Origin of the sequence: Pantoea sp. B550, from assembly GCF_024158165.1 — a bacterium.
Classification (GTDB): domain Bacteria; phylum Pseudomonadota; class Gammaproteobacteria; order Enterobacterales; family Enterobacteriaceae; genus Pantoea; species Pantoea alfalfae.
Window position 1 is genome coordinate 1,487,122 of the sequence record NZ_JAMYXI010000003.1, and the last position, 18,865, is coordinate 1,505,986.

Here is an 18,865-nt window from a genome sequence, read left to right on the forward strand (position 1 = left end):
TCTTCCGTCTGGAGAGTATAGTTGGCAAAAGCGACAGATTTTGTGATGGGTGGGGATTGCACTGGCCGCTGCAGGTCGCAGCGGCCAGATTCAGATTTGGATGAGTGTGTTCTGGTACTTATCCAGCATCGTCGCCAGTCGTTTGACCGGTTCCGTTACGCTGACGGGTGCCTCGTAATGGACCAGTTTTTCCTGATAGACATCCAGCTCTTTAAGCAGACGTTCAAAGTAGTAACGGCGCTTGTCGTCGCTGCTGGCGGAGATCACCCGATCGGCGGTGTAACGCAGCTGTCGGTGATACGCAGAGAGATCGGCATTAACTGGCACTTCTGCGTCGCGTAATCGCTGATGACCGATGATCAGCGTCAGAGCGATGCGATATTTATTGATATCACCCGGAAACAGGTTCAGCAGCAAAAACAGTTGCTGATAGAGCGCTGGCAGATGATTTTCACGCCGACGCGCCTGATTGGTGGTCATGGCCGAGACCGCTGCATACATAAAGCGGTTCAGCAGTTTGCGGCCGGTGCGCGCCTTCGATTTATCCCGAATCAGCAGAATGACCATCATCGCGACAAAGCAGCCGATAACCTGACCGAGCACATTATCGAGGAAGACGTTAATGTGAAATTCCATCGGATTATCGAGAACCAGCACGTTGAGCGTACCAATCAACGCGCCCAGCGTGCCGAGCTGACGCCGCTGAATAAAGATGCCGCCGATAAAACCCAGTATGCCGATAGCGATGCAAAGCAGTAGTGCGCTCTGCTGTGTCGCGGGCAGAACATACATAAAATAGAGCGCCCCCAGCGGAACCGCGACCGTCATGCCGTAGAGAAAATCCTTGGCCATCATCAGCGGGTTAGGCATACGCATCGCCAGCGCGGTAATTACGGCCAGCATTACCATACAGCCACTGCCAGAGGTCCAGCCCGTATAGAGCCAGAACAGTGAACCCAACGCGGTTGCAACGAAGGTGCGGATGCCGTTAATCATCGCATGATGTGTTTCAGCCGAACGCGCCTGAATCACCACTTCGCGCTGCAGAATCTCCTCTTCCAGCGAGGTGATCCGGCTATTACTTTTGATTCCTTTCAGCAGCAACAGATATTCGGTAGCAGTGCCTACCCAGCTGGCCAGCGTGACCGGCGTTGATTTGCCGCTGGCACCAATCACGCGGCGCATCACTTTCATCCGCTTATGCACCTCTTCAACCGTCGAGGCCGGTTTTTCAACCATCAACCGATACTGGGGCGGAATGTAGTCCGGGCGGGAATTCTGAATGAGGAAGGTTTCGGCAGCCTGCGTTATCAGCGTCAGTGACAGGGTATTGAGCATCTGCAAGCGGCGGTTGCTGTTCTTCCAGCGTGATGACTCCATCATCAGCTGGCTGCGCATGCTATTCAGCGCCGTGGTGCGCCGCACCAGCGCGCTCCAGGCTTTGTCGACCTCTTCCTTATCACCGTGTGCGACGCAGAGTTGCAGCAGCTGGTAGTGGGCCACCAGCAGCGAATCAACTTCCGCGTCGATCACTTTTTTAATCGAACGGGGTGAGAAAATCATGTCGGCCAGAATAGCGCAAAGAATGCCGAGTACGATTTCACTGCAGCGCTCTACCGCATATTGGGGCACCAGCGTCAGACCGCCGCTGGCTTTAGCCGTCACCACAATAATCAGCGCGGTGTAGCCCGCCAGTCCGAGCGCGTAAGAGTTTTCTACCTTGATCAGCGAAGAGAGCCAGACGCAGAGTCCTGCCCAGATGCAGCACAGCAGCAGCATCACGACCGGTGCACGCACGGTGGCAATCATGATGGTCAGCGCGGCGATACAGCCAATAAATGTCCCGATAATACGCAAAACGCCGCGATAGCGTAGTGCCCCTGAATAGGGATCGCCGCCTGCCGCAAATGCCGTACCACCTGCCACGATCCCGGCGGTCATCACCGCCCAGCGCGGCGTTTCAAGGTTAAAGTGAAAACCCACCATCAGCGCTAACACCAGCGCAAAGGTGAGCTTTACCGGGAACCGCAGGAACTCGATCATATCGCCCTCTTAACCAAACTCACGCAGGCGATTAAACAGTCGGACCATCGGTGAAACCTGTTCAGGCTGACGATCGGCCTGACCGGTGATCACCACTGTCGCTGTCGTGCCCGCCGGGAAGCGATTGCCGGGCTGCTGATCAAGCCGGATGCGCACCGGCACACGCTGCGCCAGACGGACCCACTCCAGATTGGAATCTACCGTTGCCATGCCTTTACTGTCGACCGAGCTGCTGCTGTTGGTGACACCCGCCGCGACGCTGTCCACGGTGCCACGCAACACGATGTTGCTGCCAAGTGGAGTCACTTCCGCGCGGAAGCCCTTCTCCACGCCGTGAAGTTTGGTCTCTTCCAGGTAAGCCAGCACATAGAAAGAGTGCTGCTGAACCAGCGCCACCGCCACAGAACCACGGGTAATAAATTCGCCCTGGTAGACGTTGAGGTTGGTGACCCAGCCATCGGAGGGTGCTTTCACGGTGGTGCGCTCAAGATCGATCTTCGCCAGATCGCGCGTCGCCACCGATTTTGCCAGCTGATGCTCACTGGTTTGCAGGTCGTTATTGGATTGTTCGATCGCCTCGCGCGACATCGCAGAGGTGCCAAGCTGGTTGCGGCGGCCGGCTTCGCGACGTTTTTCACTCACCAGGGCCTGGTAATATTCAACATCCGCCTGTGCCTGATCGAGTGCCTTCTGATAGCGAGGGCGGTCAACCACAAACAGTGTATCGCCCTTCTTCACCAGCTGGTTGTCATGTACCGGAACCTCAGTAATCAGGCCAGTGACGTCAGGCGAAATCGCCACCACGTCAGCCGCAAAACGTGCATCGCGGGTCCAGGGTGATTCGGTATAGAACACCCAGGCGCGGAAGATGATAACCACTGCGATGATGACCAGCAGAATAGTGATCGCGTAGCGCGCGATTTTTCTTATGAGTGCTTTCACTTCAACCTCAGACTAATAAACGGGAGACAAGGTAAAACACACAGCAGTAAAGCGCTGTATTAAAAAGTGCCGGATGCCAGACAAGATCGTAGATGCCGCTCGGCGTCAGCACGCGTTTCACTAACCAGAACAGCATCAGTGAAATAATCAATTCGATGAAAACGGGCGGAAAAGAGAGCCCAAACATGACAAATACCGGAAGCACACTCATCACAAATCCTTAGTTCGACCTTGCCGGGATACTTCGTTGCCTTTTCAGATGTCGCAGGAAACCCCTCTGGCAGCGTTATCCGAACCGCAGCTGGCTTAATAATAGCGTATCATCGAAGGGTATCAGGCAATGAAGAATCACCGGGAAATACCCCGGCGCGCTTATAATAACGCGCCTGACTATACGTTTTCTACTGAATGTGATCTAAATCACTTTTAAGCCAGAGTAAATAATGGAACGACTGAAAGGTATGTCTGTCTTCGCCAGAGTGGTCGAACTCGGTTCGTTTACCGCGGCGGCTCGTCAGCTCCATCTGAGCGTCTCATCCATCAGCCAGATCGTCGCGAAACTGGAGGATGCATTGCAGGTTAAGTTGCTGAATCGCAGTACCCGCAGTATCGGACTGACCGAAGCGGGTAAAATCTATTATCAGGGCTGCCGCCGTATGCTGGCGGAGGCGACGCAGGTGCATGAACAGCTTTACGCGTTTAACAATACGCCGATTGGCGTGTTGCGGATCGGCAGTTCCTCGACCATGGCGCAGAATGTGTTAGCCGGTATGACCAGCGATATGCTGCGGGAGTATCCGGGGCTGAGTGTGAATCTGGTTACTGGCGTTCCGGCCCCGGATTTGATTGCGGATGGTCTGGATCTGGTGATTCGGGTGGGCGCATTAAAAGACTCCAGTCTCTTTTCGCGTCGCCTTGGCGCGATGCCGATGGTGGTGTGTGCCGCAAAAAGCTATCTTGCCCAGCACGGCACGCCGGAGAAGCCGGGCGATATCGATAATTTTTCCTGGCTGGAATATAGCGTACGGCCCGACAACAATTTTGAGCTGATTGCGCCGGAAGGCCTGGTGACCCGCCTGGCACCACAGGGACGTTTCGTAACAAATGATTCGCTGACGCTTATCCGCTGGCTGAAGTCGGGCAATGGTATCGCTTATGTGCCAATGATGTGGGTGATTGATGAGATCACCGCAGGCGAGATCGATATTCTGTTTCCGCACTATCAGTCCGATCCGCGTCCGGTGTATGCGCTCTATACCGAGAAGGATAAACTGCCGCTGAAGGTGCAGGTCTGCATCGATTATCTGACCGGCTATTTTGAACAAGTGGCTGAACAGTATCAGCAACACCGTAAAAGCTGACAACCCGCCGGGCGGCGGGTTGTTGAGGTCACATCAGGCGGTGCCGCCGATGGTCAGTTTATCCAGCTTCAGGGTGGGCTGACCGACACCGACCGGCAGGCTCTGGCCCTCTTTACCGCAGACGCCCACGCCTTTATCCAGCGCCAGGTCATTACCTACCATCGAGATTTGCTGCATCGCTTCAATGCCGGAGCCAATCAGCGTGGCACCTTTGACCGGTTTGGTGATTTTGCCGTTTTCAATCAGATAAGCCTCTGAGGTTGAGAAGACAAATTTGCCGGAGGTGATATCCACCTGACCGCCACCAAAGTTCGGCGCATAGATGCCGTACTCAACGCTTTCAATAATATCCTGCGGCGATGATTTGCCTGCCAGCATATAGGTGTTAGTCATGCGCGGCATCGGCAGATGTGCATAAGATTCACGACGTCCATTCCCGGTCGGGCTGACGCCCATCAGTCGCGCATTCAGCTTGTCCTGCATGTAGCCTTTCAGCACCCCGTTCTCAATCAGCATGTTGTACTGACCGGGAACGCCTTCATCATCCACCGCAAGTGAGCCGCGCAGCCCTTCAAGGGTGCCGTCATCCACCACGGTACACAGCTCAGACGCGACCTGCTGACCGATTTTACCGCTGAACACCGAGGTGCCACGGCGGTTGAAGTCACCTTCCAGACCGTGACCGACCGCCTCATGCAGCAGCACGCCCGGCCAGCCCGCACCCAGCACTACCGGCAATGCGCCAGCAGGAGCCGCCACCGCAGAGAGATTAACCAGCGCCATGCGCACCGCTTCACGCGCCCAGGCGTCAGCGCGCACGTCGCCATTTTCATCTTCAAGGAAGAACGCATAACCGGTGCGTGCACCGCCGCCGCTTGCGCCGCGCTCACGCTTGCCCTGGTCTTCAACCTGAACGCTGATAGAGAGGCGAACCAGCGGACGAACGTCTGCCGCCAGCGTGCCATCAGTGGCCGCCACCAGCACCTGCTCGTAAACACCGGTCAGGCTGGCATTGACTTCCTGCACACGTGGGTCAGCCGCGCGGGCGACTTTATCGACGCGATGCAGAAGGGCAATTTTGTCTTCACGCGTCAGGCTGCTCAGCGGATCGACCGCCGAATAGAGTGAACGGTTCATCACGGCAGAAAGCGTATGGGCCTTGCCGTTTCCCTGTTCGCGTACAATGCTGCGAGCCGCTTCAGAGGAGAGACGCAGCGCATTCAGCGTAATCTGGTCGGCATAGGCAAAGCCGGTTTTCTCACCGCTGACCGCGCGCACGCCGACGCCCTGATCGATATGGTATGAGCCATCTTTAATGATTTTGTCTTCCAGCACCCAGGATTCGTGAAAGCTGGACTGAAAATAGAGATCGGCATAATCCAGACGACGTTCTGAAAGCTGCCCTAACAGGGAAAATAGGTCCTGCTGATTAATGCCGTTAGCAGTCAGTAACTGCTCACTTACCAGGTTCAGAGTCATCGTTTCTCACTCATTATGTGCTCAGATAATCATAGCCTGCGGTAATTCCGGTACGGCGTCAAATTCACTTGTTGTCTGTTTCACGCGGTTTACGCAGTACTTCATTGATTTCCGGTTTATCCAGTGGGCCACTGATGTGATAACGCAGCAGCGATATCTTGTTCCACAGGGGGCCCAGGACTTTACTGGCAGCAAATACCGCCGCGCCAATCACCGGATTAATCGCAAAGGCGGTCGCTACGCCGACAGAGGCAGAAATCTCAGGCGCAACCACCGCTTCCATATCGATCTGACGTTTCACCAGGTCGAGATTGCCCTGCATGGCGATGTCTGCTTCCAGTCCATCTACCAGCAGGTTATCGGTGCGCATGACGCCGTTTTCGATCCAGGCCGTGCCGTTAATCGAATCGAAATAGAACGCGTTGGTGAAGGTGTCGCTGAAGTCGAAGCGCAGCTTGCGCAGCAGCGCATCGAAGCTCACCAGACGCAGGATTTTTCCCGCCGTGCCGGTATTCACATCTGCAATCTGGCCTTTGCCAAAGTGGGTCTTCAGGGTGCCACTCAGTGTCTCTGCAGAGGGCTGCCAGGGTGCAGAGCGCCAGTGCAGGTCGTAAGCAATATCAAAGGGCGCATCGCGCAGCGGCGTGTTGACGCCAAACCAGTTGGTCGCGTTATTAATATTCGGTCCCTTAAGCGTGCCCTTCAGCGAGGTGCGCTGGTCGTCCGGGCGATTAACCCACTCACCGTTAATTTTAAGCTGGGAGCTGCCGGTATCCACTTTTCCGTTAGTAAGCGCTAACGTATCTCCTTTAGGCTGCAGCACCGCGGAGACCTGGCCATATTTCTGGCCCAGTACCCAGCACTCTTTACAGCGCAGCTGTAAGGCGGGCCACTGGCTGAAGTTAATGTTTGTGGTTTGCTGAGAAGGCGCTTTGCCGCCCTTGCCTGTCTCGTTTTCCCATTGCGGATTGTAGTAGAGGTAATCCAGGTTCACCTGCCATGGCGCTTTGGGGGCCATCGCCAGTTCACCGCGCAGCTCTTTCGCACTGACGCTGACCTGGCCATTGCCGCCTGAACGCTGTGCCAGTGTCGCTTCAACGTCATGCCATTGCTGCCCCGCCAGCGTGACCGCCGGACTGCGTAGCGTGATGTTACCCGGCAGCGTGACGCCACCCGTCTGGAAGTCGCTGCCGCCGCCTGTCGTCCCCGCACCTGCAGAACCGCCGGCAGCCATCATCGCTACCCAGGCCTCGCCATCCAGCACGGGCAGATTCAGTACCATGCCCTTATGGTCGGGTAGCGCAGGCGTTTTCTGTGCATCATTCAGCCAGATGCCACGATCGACGCGCAGCGTCGGTTCCAGCAACCAGCGGCTGTTAAAACGATGGTTTGCATTGACGCTGCCGCTGAGATCGAAATGGTTCAGGTCACCACTGGCCTGAATGACAGCTGGCATCGCCTCACCGGCTTTCTTATTGAGCGGCGCAGGTAAGTGACTACTTACTTCTTTAGCATTACCGTTCAGCCTCACGTCATAACGCGCCCCGCCATGATGCGGTAACGTAATATTGACGTCGCCCTGCCACGGCAGATGCCCGCCGAGCTGCTTGCTGACGGCTGCCGGAACCTGGCTGATTTTCGCGGGTTGCCAGTCGCCCTGAAGTTTGACGTTAACGCCAAAGTCATCCGGGTTCTCGTGGGTGCTGAAACGAACGCCCATCGGCTGCCCGAACCAGTTCGCCCGCAGATCCTCACTGGCCAGATTGCCGTTGTCATAACGGAAGCGACCAGAAAGATTGTTGATGGTGGTTTTTAACGGTTTGATAAACAGCGCGTTGTTGTTCAGATCGACATTACCGCGGGCGTGCACCTGCTCTCCATCCAATGGGATGTCCAGATTCAGATGGCCACCGACACGGCCTTTAATTTTCAGCTGCTCCAGTGCGGCACCCAGTGACGGTTTAAGCGGCGTCTGATCGAAATAGTCAGCGATCTGCTGGCCTTCACCACTGATATCCCCGTCGATGATCAGTTTTTCTTTCAGGTAGTCAGGGATTACCGCCGTGACGTTGCGAGCGTCTACTTCGCCCAGGTGCGCCATTGGCGCTTTCATCCACAGACCATCGTTCAGGAAGTTAAGGTCGACATCGAGATTGCTCAACGCTGGCCATTTGGGCTGAAACGCATAGGTCGCCTGGCGAAGCGGCACCCAGACCTGGAACATGCCATCATTGTGCTTGAACGGGAACAGCGCCGGATTACCGGCAAACAGCAGCGTGGCGTTGTCCACTCTGCCACCCTTCACCGCCCCACTCAGATAGTGCGTCAGGCTGTTACCCATCAGCGGCACCGGGAAGTAGCGCCAGGCATCGCCCGCATCAGTAAGTCGGATACCCGCCAGAATATCCAGACGGGGCTCGCCGCCGCTATTCTGCTGGTAGCTGAAGTCGCCACGCGCCCAGAGTGAGCGCGCTTCGAGGTTAAGCTTTTCACCCGCCAGCGTCAGGCCATGTTCATCTTTAAGCCAGCGCAGTGCCCCGGTCACCCGCTTAATCTCTAACGGAGCCTGGAACATATCGCCATAGGGAACGGTTGCCGCGCCCATATCCACACTGACCTGACCATGGCTCAGGCTGCCGCGTGCTTCTCCGCTCAGGTGACTGATGCCCGGCAACAGTTTCCAGTGCTGCCAGCTGAAATCACGCCACTTCACCTGTAAACGGGTTTTTTCAGGCTGCTGTAATGGAATATCCAGCGCCAGGCCATCGATGGTGCCCTGTGGCTGCAGCGTCTGCCAGTTTTCAAACAGGGCCGGAGAGAGCGGCGCAAATAACGGAACGATCGGCGCAATATGACTCAGCACCAGCTGTGTGGCGCGCACCCGCACCTCCTGCTGACCATCCGGCCCCAGCAACTGCTTATCTTCAGGACGCCATAACAGCGAGAAGTGACCGGCGGGCCAGGCCTGACCGTCAGTGCTGAGCCGGGTCTGCGGCACATTGACCACCCAGCCATTCTGGAAGCGCGACAGATGCGCGGTCAGCCCATCGACCTCTATGCGGTGTCGTCCGGTTTCGCCCTGCCAGCTGGCACCGCCCTTGCGCAGCAGCAGATCGCCAGCATAGATGTCACCATCGCGCAGGTTAACCCAGGCCGCCAGGCTGAAGCGGGCACTGTCCAGCCGGGTATTGTCGCGCACCCAGCGGCCCAGCCATGGACGCATGTCGACGTCATCGGCCTGCATCCAGATGCGGCCGTCATTAAGTAAACCGTTACTGTCGTTAAGGTCGAGCCGCACCTGAACCACGCCGTGCTGACCGGTAAAGCTCGACAGACTGACTTCGCCTTCGGCGCGATGGCGGTTATCTTCATTGACCCAGGTGAGTCGGGGGATCGCCAGCTCAGCATGCTGGCCGGAAGGGGTACGGAAACGAATGGTGCTGTCGCGCAGATCAAAGTGGTCAAACTGACGCAGGAAAAGTTCGTTAATCTGCGCCGGACGGAAGCTGTTTTTCTCTTTGTCGTTGTCGAGTAAGGGGCGATTCGTGTCGAGATGCAGCTGCCAGAAGGTCAGATCGCGAAACTGCCAGCGCCAGTGCAGCAGAGACTGCCAGACGTCGAGCGCCAGATTGATACGTTTAATCGTGAGTTTGCCGTTTTCATGCAGATCGACGCTGAGGTCATGAACCTGCAGGGTTGGGCCGAAATTCTCCCATTTACCCTGTAACTGGCTGGCGTTGACCGGCACATCCGTTTTGTCGGAGATGAATTGCAGAAGGTTGTTGCGATAGCTGTCGAGATGCGGCATTACCAGACGCAATCCGCTGACCAGCAGCGCGACAATCACGATGATTGCCGCGACCAGCAGTAACAAAATCCTCGGCAACTGCCTCACTCACGCCTCTCCTTGTGTTCCGTAAACGACGGATAGTTGGTTCTCATACCCGACCGTCTTCAGATAAAAGCGTTAAAACGCGCATTTTATCCCAAACAAGGGCGTTTATTCAGCCTGATAACGGGCTGATGTTACATCATTACCACGTCGAACTGCTCCTGAGTGTAGAGCGCTTCAACATGAACTTTAACCTGCTTACCGACAAAGATTTCCACTTCAGCCAGCGCATGAGACTCGTCGGTTTTTAACGCCTCACCCACCGTCGGTGAAACATACACCAGGAAACGATCAGAATCATAGGCGTGGTGAACCCGCACAATCTCACGCATGATTTCATAGCAGACCGTTTCAACTGTTTTCAGGGTGCCGCGCCCTTTACAGACCGGGCAATCCTGGCACAGGACATGCTCAATGCTTTCACGGGTACGCTTACGCGTCATCTCTACCAGACCCAGCGCCGAAAAACCATTAATCCCGGTTTTGACCCGATCTTTACTGAGCGCGCTTTCCAGTGAATGCAGTACCCGGCGTCGATGATCTTCATTGCTCATGTCGATGAAGTCGATAATGATGATGCCGCCCAGATTCCGCAGGCGCAGCTGACGCGCAATCGCCTGAGTGGCTTCAACATTGGTGTTGAATATCGTCTCATCGAGATTGCGATGACCAACAAATGCACCGGTATTAATATCGATGGTCGTCATCGCTTCGGTCTGATCGATGATCAGATATCCGCCTGACTTTAGTTCAACTTTGCGATCCAGCGAGCGCTGAATCTCATTTTCGACGTCAAACAGGTCGAAAATAGGCTGTTTACCATTGTAGAGCTCCAGTTTACCGGCCATTTCCGGGATATATTCACCGGTAAATTCCACCAGCATATCGCAGGTCAGGCGGGAGTCGACCCGGATGCGATCCAGCGCCGCGCCCGCAAAATCACGCAGAATACGCTGGGCCAGAGCCAGCTCACCGTAGAGCAGGCAGCGGGTCTGATTGCGCTTTTTACGCTCGCTAACTTTGGTCCAGAGACGTTTGAGAAAAGCCGCGTCCTGCGCCAGCTCCTCTTCGCCAATCCCTTCTGCAGCGGTGCGGATAATAAAGCCACCCAGATCGTCACAGTAGTCAGCGACTACCGCTTTAAGCCGATCGCGCTCTTTCTCACTCTCGATACGCTGAGAGACACCGACATGCGATGCGCCTGGCATAAAGACCAGATAACGCGAAGGCAGGGTAATGTCCGTGGTCAGCCGGGCGCCTTTGGTGCCAAGCGGATCCTTGACCACCTGAACCACCAGATCCTGTCCCTGACGCACCAGCTCGGCAATATCGCGCACGATGAAATTTTTCTTTTCGTCGCCCGCCACACATTCCGTATGCGGCATGATATCTGAGGCGTGCAAAAAGGCGGCTTTTTCCAGGCCTATATCAACAAAGGCCGCCTGCATGCCGGGCAGAACACGGCTTACCCGTCCTTTATAAATATTGCCAACAATGCCGCGCCGCGCTTCACGCTCAATATGGATTTCCTGAAGGATGCCGCCATCAATGTAGGCAACGCGTGTTTCAGAAGGCGTGACGTTAACCAGTAATTCAGCCGTCATGTTGACCCCTTACGGCACGCAGTGAGTGAAAATGGCTGAGCAACTCCGCTGTCTCAACCAACGGTAATCCGACCACTGCATGGTAACTTCCGTTAATTTTGCGGACAAAGTTTCCTCCCCTGCCCTGAATGCCGTATGCACCCGCTTTATCCATCGGCTCACCGGTAGCGATATAGTCGTCGATGTCGCTCTCCGTTAAGGTGCGGAATGTCACATCAGTCGTCACGATGCAATCCAGCGCCTGCTGGCTGTCGGCCAGCGCCACTGCCGTCATGACCTGATGCGTATGACCGGAGAGTCTACGCAGCATCGCGTGGGCATCGGCGGCATCGCGCGGTTTTTCCAGCACGTCACCATTCAGCACGACAATCGTATCCGCGCCCAGCACCGGCAGATCCTGCGCGGCCAGTTTTACACCCGCCTGCGCTTTGTCATTGGCCAGACGGCGGACATAGCTCTCCGCCGCTTCATTCGGCTGACGCTGTTCTTCAACGTCAGTCACAATGCGCTCGAATGTCAGGCCAAGTTGAGTTAACAGCTCACGACGACGCGGTGAACCGGAAGCAAGATAGAGGGTTACCATAAATTTCCTTATTGAACAGCGAACTGACGACGAATTTTTCTCATAAGTAAGAATAGCCAGGGCCAGAGAATACCGTCGACGACACTGCTCCAGAAAATTTCAGGTCGGAATGAAACGTTGATTACCAGGAATTCTGCCCAGAAGACAATCACATCCATCGCCAGAGACAGCACCATAACCATTAACGCTTGCTGCCACAACGCTAAGTTGCGGAATAACTGGAACTTAAAGGCTATCAGGTAGGCGATGATACTGAGCGCCAGCGCACGTACGCCAAGCGTGGACCCGGCAATCAGATCCATGATGGCACCCAGCATAAATCCGCTGCCGACGTTGACCCGATGCGGCAGAGCAAGAACCCAGTAGATAAGGATGAGCAGCAGCCATGAAGGCCGGAACATATAAATTTCATCCGGCCATGGCATGATCTGCAGAACTAACGCGACCAGGAAAGAGAGCCAGATGACCCAACGTCCCTGGCTGCGATATCGACTCAAGGCTGCCCCCCGCGTGAACGCGAGGAGTTGTTCTGTCCGCTACTGCCTGTTGATGGAGCAGGCGGCCCCATCTGTGCGGCAGGCGCAGGCGGGCCCATTTCACCCGCAGGCGGTAAGACCTGCGGCATCATCTGCATCAGACGCTCATTCGCAACGCGATGAACTTCATCCTGCGGCAGCGGCATATCGCCATTACGATCCGCGCCCCACAGCAGCAGCAGATAACGCAGACGCTGCAGACCCGCGGTCGGATGCGCCTGAATCACCGTATAAGCGCGCTGCGTATCCACTTTCACTGAGGAGACCACGCCCACCGGATACCCCTCAGGGAAACGACCACCGATACCTGACGTCACCAGCACATCGCCGACCCGAATGTCCGTATTACCCGGCAGATGCTCAAGCTGGAGATCTTCAGTACAGCCGTTACCAGCGGCAATCACACGAATGTCATTACGCAACACCTGAATAGGCAGCGCATGTGACGCATCGCAGATCAGCAGAACACGGCTGGTGAGCTGTCCGACGGCGATAACCTGACCGACCACGCCTTTATCACTGATGACCGGCTGACCTTCATAGACACCGTTAACGCTGCCTTTGTCGATCACCACCTGGTCGGTGTAAGGATCGGTGCCGGTAGAGATTACCTGCGTCACCATCTTTTGCTCATCCTGACGCAGCGGTGAACCCAGCAGTTCACGCAGGCGTGCGTTTTCCTGCTTATATTGCCCCAGCATTAGCAGGTTACTGTTTTTCAGGAAGAGCTCACGACGTAACGCTTTGTTTTCCTGCTCCAGCTGCTGACGCGACGCCAGCGACTCTGACACGCCATCCAGCAGCTGACGTGGCCCATTAGCCAGGAAGTAAAACGGACTGACCGACGTATCCAGATAGTTGCGTATTTGGGTGAAAGAGCTCACACGGCTGTCGGCAACAATAATGGCAATTGCCACGATGACCGCCAGGAAAAGACGCAACTGCAGGGAAGGTCCCCTGCTAAAAATCGGCTTCATATAATCTGCGTGATCCTCGACAACAGGAGAGGAAGCGACGGCCAAACACCGTGCTTCCCTGGGCTGAACGCACTGTACCGGCACACATTTCGCCGGTTCACATGTCACTCCCTCGCATGATCATTGCGTTCTCAGCCGGTTGAGGCAATTATTCTTCGCTGAACAAATCGCCGCCATGCATGTCGATCATTTCCAGCGCCTTGCCGCCACCGCGAGCCACACAGGTCAGCGGATCTTCAGCAACAACAACCGGAATACCCGTCTCTTCCATCAGCAGGCGATCCAGGTTGCGCAGTAACGCACCACCACCGGTCAGCACCATGCCGCGCTCTGAGATATCGGAGGCCAGCTCAGGCGGACACTGCTCAAGAGCAACCATCACCGCGCTGACAATGCCGGTTAACGGCTCCTGCAGCGCTTCCAGGATTTCGTTGGAGTTCAGCGTGAAGCCGCGCGGTACACCCTCTGCCAGGTTACGGCCACGAACTTCAATTTCACGGACTTCATCACCCGGATAAGCTGAACCAATCTCATGCTTAATGCGTTCTGCGGTCGCTTCACCAATCAGTGAACCGTAGTTACGACGCACATAATTAATAATAGCTTCATCGAAACGATCGCCACCAATACGTACGGATGAGGAGTAGACCACACCGTTCAGGGAGATCACCGCCACTTCGGTAGTACCACCACCGATATCAACGACCATTGAACCGGTCGCTTCAGAAACGGGCAGACCTGCACCAATAGCTGCAGCCATCGGCTCTTCAATCAGAAAGACTTCACGCGCGCCGGCGCCCTGAGCGGATTCACGAATCGCACGACGTTCTACCTGCGTGGCCCCGACGGGTACGCAGACCAGCACACGTGGGCTGGGACGCATAAAGCTGTTGCTGTGAACCTGCTTGATGAAGTGTTGCAGCATCTTTTCGGTCACGAAGAAGTCAGCGATAACGCCATCTTTCATCGGACGGATAGCGGCAATATTGCCTGGCGTACGACCGAGCATCTGTTTGGCGTCATGACCCACGGCCGCGACACTTTTCGGTGAACCGGCACGGTCCTGACGAATAGCAACCACAGAAGGCTCGTTCAGCACGATGCCTTGTCCTTTTACGTAAATCAGGGTATTCGCGGTACCCAGGTCAATGGACAAGTCGTTGGAAAACATGCCACGAAATTTTTTAAACATACTAAGGGATAATCCTGCAAGCTGGGGGCGGAAAATAAAATCCGCTTACTTTACCAACCACACGAAGCTGCCACAAGGCGCAAAAACGTTCTGCTTCGGTGAAAAAAGACGCCTGATTGCGTTTAAGTCATCTGAACCCGCGATCCGTAGCAGCAGAATGGCGACCAGACGCCATCAGTGCTGCATTTCACGTGATTTCCGCTTGCCATGCCCGACATAAAATTTAACATTTCCGGCACGATGGTTATGGGTTCAGATGCGGTTTAACATTAAAAAAAACCGTCAATTTCTGTCATTACGACAGCAAATCATTAAATACGGTAACGTTGGGAATACTTCTTCACGTTACTGTTAACCGGAAGCGAAGGGGCAAAAAAGTCGCCCTGCCCGCCTGCCACACCCAGCGCCACTAATGTCTGCCACTCCGCTTTGGTGCGGACACCGGTGGCAAACACCTGAATACCCGTGGACTTACAGACCTCCAGCAGACTCTGTACAAACAGCTGATTGGCGGTCCGTCGTTCAATGTTGCGCACCAGACCTGCATCAAGCTTGATCAGTTCCAGCGGCAGCTGTCGTATATAGGCACTGCTGACGACGGTTAAACCCGCCTGATTCACCGCTACACGGCAGCCAAAAGCCTTAAGTGCACGGAATACTGGTGTTAAATGGTCGATGTGTTGACAGACATCTGCCTCGGCAAGTTCAAATAAAAATCGTTTTCTTTGTGATTTGGGGCACTGCAGCAGCATATTCTGTAGCCAGAGGACAAATGAACGTTGCAGGAGCGAGGTCATCGTCACCGGCATCACCAGCGTCTCTTCCGGCCACAGTTCAGAGAGTGCCGCGATGCGCGTGACCAGCTGACGATCCCAGCCATCAGCCATACCGAGCTGCTGTACCAGCGGCATATATTCAGCGGCCAGTACCTCTTTATCGCCGTCAAAGATACGGGTCAGCATGACCCGATGCTGTACTTTGCCTTCGATATTAACGGTGGGTTTATGGTACAGCCGTGGACCACCGCGGCTTAACGTATTCTCCAGCAGGGTTCGCCAGCGCACGCTGCCGCGCCCGGCGTCCTGAGGGTTTCCTTCACCATTAATCCAGTTATTACCACCCAGCAGTGCTGCACGTCGCGTGGCCATTTCGGCATTTTCTATCACCTGCAGGACGGTCTGCCCGCTGTGCCAGGCGGTGATTCCGATGTGGATCAGATCATCGCGATTGACCAGGCGCATCGGTGGCAAAGAATCAACAGCATTGATCAGTTGATCGGCAATACTGTTTGCCTCTTTAAGACTGCGATGCGGCAGTAATACGGCAAAATCACTGCGAAAATAACGTGCCAGCAAAGCGCCGGGATAGCGCAGCACAAAGGTAGAGAGCATGTTGACGAAATTGAACAGGTACTCCTCAACCAGCGCTGGCTCCAGTGAATCTTTCAGCGCGTCCAGATCGGGCAGGCGCACCATCATCACCACACCATGGGTGCCGACAGCTTCCTGATCTTCCAGAAGGGTCGCGAGCTGGTTATCAAAGAACAGTCGGTTGTTAAGGCCAGTGCGTCCATCCTGCGCGGCAAAGGTGCGGATCAGCGTGTCGATACGCAGGCGCTGTTCGCCCGCTTCCTGCAGATCCGCCAGCAGTATATCCATCGCGCGACTCGCCCTGGGTGGCCACTCATCCACATCCCGTTTCGGCACAACCCCACGTTCGCCGTTGATAATCGCCTGTGCCCGTCCTTCAAGATGCTCCATGCCACGCCACTGACGACTAAGCCAGCGATGCATCATCAGCAGCAGCAGACTCATCACCAGCATGACCGTAAACAGAATGCCCAGCGTAGAGGTGCCGGTGATGGAGCGCAGCCAGGTTTTGGCAGGATCAAGGGTCACAACCCGCAGCTGTAAGCCGGTCTGGTGCATCAAAGGCACATCGACCTGGATAAAACGATTGGGTTCGTCTTCCAGCATCTGGTTTTCGTGTCGGGAGAGTGTGAGGAAAGTCTGCCTGCCGTTATGAAGGGAAATCTGCTCGGCATTCATTATTGGCATCATGCGCGTAAGCCAGTTATGAAGCTGTTCTGGCGTCTCGGAGAACATCGCCTGATCGACCTCGGTCGCCAGCACCTGCGCCCGATGTTCAACCCGCTGATGACTGAACCAGAAAACACTGAATGCGCAGCCTGCCAGCATCAATGACATCGCCAGCAGGCTTAAAAAGGTAATAAACGCAGATAATTTTGTGGTTAATCGCATCCCTGTGCCTGTATTGCTGCGGTGATAACCGGATCACCCCACCTTGTACCGTCAGCCTGACGAAAACGCGAGCAAAATAGCATAATTTGCCGCTGCCGACAGCGCCGAGTCGCATGAAGCCGAAGTATATCGTCGGGATAGGATTGCTGACGTTGATCCCGACACTTTTCAGCGCATTCTCATCGCACAGGCCAGCCAGGAAATTTCACATTTTCAGGGCGAAACTGGCTGATATCAGCGATAGTCATCATGCTGGTTGATGACATCCTGTCTGGAGAAGCCCCATGAAACGCATACCCTGTCTGACCGAAGCCGACGTAACGCCGGAAAGCATATTTAATATGAAGCGCCGCCAGGTGCTGAAAACGCTGGGACTAAGCGCTGCGGCGATGGGTATGCCGGGCGTGGCTAATGCCGATATTCTCAGCTGGTTCAAAGGCAACGATCGCCCACCTGCTCCAGCAGGCCGACCGCTCGACTTCACCAAACCGGCGCAATATCAGGCCGATCTGACGCTGACGCCTGCGGATAAAGTTTCCGGCTACAACAATTTCTATGAGTTCGGGCTGGATAAGGCCGATCCGGCTGCCAATGCCGGAACACTGAAAACAGAGCCCTGGAAACTGACCATTGATGGCGAAGTGGCGAAACCCCTAACCCTTGATATGGATGACATCTTCAAACGCTTTGCTATGGAGCAGCGAATCTATCGTATGCGCTGCGTAGAGGCCTGGTCGATGGTGGTGCCCTGGGTAGGCTTTGAGCTGAATAAACTTCTCTCGCTGGCGGAACCCACCAGCAAAGCGCGCTTTGTTGCCTTTCAGACGCTCTACGATCCTGAGCAGATGCCGGGCCAGAAAGATCGCTTTATTGGCGGTGGCCTCAATTATCCCTATGTCGAAGGTTTGCGTCTGGATGAAGCGATGCATCCGCTGACAATACTGACCACTGGCGTCTATGGCAAAGCGCTGCCGCCGCAGAATGGCGCGCCGATTCGTCTGACGGTGCCGTGGAAATATGGCTTTAAAGGCATTAAGTCGATCGTCAAAATTACGCTGACCGACAAACAGCCGCCGACCACCTGGAACCAGATTGCCGCCGACGAGTATGGTTTTTATGCCAATGTGAACCCCCACGTCAATCATCCACGCTGGTCACAGGCGACAGAGCGGTTTATTGGCCCGGGCGGCAGTCTGAAGGTCGAACGTCAGCCAACGCTGCTGTTTAACGGCTATGCCGAACAGGTGGCGTCGCTCTACCGCGGCATGGATTTACGGGAGAATTACTAAGTGGTCCGCCTGTCGATAAAACAGATCATGTGGCTCAAGGTGATCCTGCACCTGGCAGCCCTGTTGCCGCTGGTTTATCTGGTGCTTGCTGTGATGCAGGGTGGACTGAGTGCGGACCCGGCAAAAGATATTCAGCATTTTACCGGCCGCATGGCGCTGAAACTGCTGCTGGGTACGCTGCTGGTTTCACCCCTGGCACGCTACGGCAGGCAGCCTCTGTTAATCCGCACCCGGCGCCTGCTTGGCGTCTGGACATTTGTCTGGGCTTCTCTCCACCTGCTGAGCTACTACCTGCTGGAATTGGGCGTGGATAATCTGCGTCTGCTGGGCAGCGAACTCATCTCCCGTCCCTATCTGACGCTGGGAATTATAAGCTGGCTGATATTACTGGTCCTGGCGGTAACGTCATTTCAGCGCGCTCAGCGCAGGCTCGGTAAACGCTGGCAAACCCTGCACAATGCGGTCTATCTTGTGGCGATTCTGGTCCCAATTCACTATATCTGGTCGGTGAAAACCGTGTCCCCACAGCCACTTATCTATGCCCTCATTGCTGCACTGCTGTTAGCCTGGCGTTACAAAAAATTTCTCAAATGGTGGCCCCGCTAGCACTTCACCCGTTGTTTTCCTCTGCTGTTTTCTGATAAAAGATGTGGCCCGCAGGCCACATCCGATCATCTTCGCAGATAAGACCAGTATTTTGCTGCGA

Annotated in this window: 14 protein-coding genes; 3 read left to right on the forward strand and 11 right to left on the reverse strand. The window is 55.3% G+C overall.

Annotated features, from left to right (window positions below; genetic code table 11):
- Positions 1-90: 90 nt before the first annotated feature.
- From aaeB to aaeX, 3 genes are read right to left on the reverse strand one after another with little or no spacing between them, the layout of a single operon-like run.
- A complete protein-coding gene (gene aaeB, locus NIM72_RS09960; protein ID WP_253420187.1) occupies positions 91-2,043 on the reverse strand; it encodes a p-hydroxybenzoic acid efflux pump subunit AaeB in 1,953 nt (650 codons plus the stop codon).
- 9 nt (positions 2,044-2,052) lie between these two features.
- A complete protein-coding gene (gene aaeA, locus NIM72_RS09965; protein ID WP_010256061.1) occupies positions 2,053-2,985 on the reverse strand; it encodes a p-hydroxybenzoic acid efflux pump subunit AaeA in 933 nt (310 codons plus the stop codon).
- A 7-nt stretch (positions 2,986-2,992) separates the two neighbouring features.
- A complete protein-coding gene (gene aaeX, locus NIM72_RS09970) occupies positions 2,993-3,196 on the reverse strand; it encodes a p-hydroxybenzoic acid efflux pump operon protein AaeX (protein WP_003855277.1) in 204 nt (67 codons plus the stop codon).
- Positions 3,197-3,428: 232 nt separating this feature from the next.
- Here aaeX and aaeR point away from each other — a divergent pair, with 232 nt between their 5' ends.
- The gene (aaeR, locus tag NIM72_RS09975; RefSeq protein ID WP_135907618.1) at positions 3,429-4,346 is read left to right on the forward strand and encodes an HTH-type transcriptional activator AaeR; all 918 of its coding nucleotides are present in this window, start codon (positions 3,429-3,431) and stop codon (positions 4,344-4,346) included.
- Positions 4,347-4,379: 33 nt separating this feature from the next.
- On the opposite strand, the gene tldD is transcribed toward aaeR, so the two are convergent.
- The 8 genes from tldD to csrD all read right to left on the reverse strand — a co-directional run bounded on the left by tldD (position 4,380) and on the right by csrD (position 16,870).
- On the reverse strand, positions 4,380-5,825 hold the full coding sequence (tldD, locus tag NIM72_RS09980; RefSeq protein ID WP_222924936.1) for a metalloprotease TldD: 1,446 nt from the start codon (positions 5,823-5,825) through the stop codon (positions 4,380-4,382).
- A 64-nt stretch (positions 5,826-5,889) separates the two neighbouring features.
- Positions 5,890-9,720: an AsmA2 domain-containing protein YhdP gene (gene yhdP, locus NIM72_RS09985; protein WP_253420189.1), complete on the reverse strand. Its 3,831-nt coding sequence runs from the start codon at positions 9,718-9,720 to the stop codon at positions 5,890-5,892.
- Between the two features lie 131 nt (positions 9,721-9,851).
- Positions 9,852-11,321, reverse strand: coding sequence for a ribonuclease G (gene rng / locus NIM72_RS09990; RefSeq protein WP_003855268.1), 1,470 nt, complete (start codon positions 11,319-11,321; stop codon positions 9,852-9,854).
- Entirely contained in the window at positions 11,311-11,904 is a 594-nt protein-coding gene (locus NIM72_RS09995) for a nucleoside triphosphate pyrophosphatase (protein WP_161735985.1), read from the reverse strand. Before NIM72_RS09995 ends, rng begins: the two co-directional genes overlap by 11 nt.
- Before the next feature lie 8 nt (positions 11,905-11,912).
- A complete protein-coding gene (mreD, locus tag NIM72_RS10000) occupies positions 11,913-12,401 on the reverse strand; it encodes a rod shape-determining protein MreD (protein ID WP_013359205.1) in 489 nt (162 codons plus the stop codon).
- Positions 12,398-13,417, reverse strand: a complete 1,020-nt coding sequence (mreC, locus tag NIM72_RS10005; RefSeq protein ID WP_253420193.1) for a rod shape-determining protein MreC — start codon at positions 13,415-13,417, stop codon at positions 12,398-12,400. The genes mreD and mreC overlap by 4 nt, the downstream gene beginning before the upstream one ends.
- Positions 13,418-13,565: 148 nt before the next feature.
- Positions 13,566-14,609, reverse strand: coding sequence for a rod shape-determining protein MreB (gene mreB / locus NIM72_RS10010; protein WP_003855260.1), 1,044 nt, complete (start codon positions 14,607-14,609; stop codon positions 13,566-13,568).
- Positions 14,610-14,920: 311 nt separating this feature from the next.
- Positions 14,921-16,870 (reverse strand): RNase E specificity factor CsrD, encoded by a 1,950-nt coding sequence (gene csrD / locus NIM72_RS10015; protein ID WP_161735983.1) that lies wholly within the window; start codon positions 16,868-16,870, stop codon positions 14,921-14,923.
- A 284-nt stretch (positions 16,871-17,154) separates the two neighbouring features.
- On the opposite strand from csrD, the gene msrP reads away from it, so the two are divergent.
- Together msrP and msrQ are read left to right on the forward strand one after the other, a co-directional pair.
- Complete coding sequence (msrP, locus tag NIM72_RS10020) at positions 17,155-18,159, forward strand: protein-methionine-sulfoxide reductase catalytic subunit MsrP (protein WP_253420195.1); 1,005 nt, start codon at positions 17,155-17,157, stop codon at positions 18,157-18,159.
- A complete protein-coding gene (gene msrQ, locus NIM72_RS10025) occupies positions 18,160-18,765 on the forward strand; it encodes a protein-methionine-sulfoxide reductase heme-binding subunit MsrQ (RefSeq protein WP_260060207.1) in 606 nt (201 codons plus the stop codon).
- Positions 18,766-18,865 lie beyond the last annotated feature (100 nt).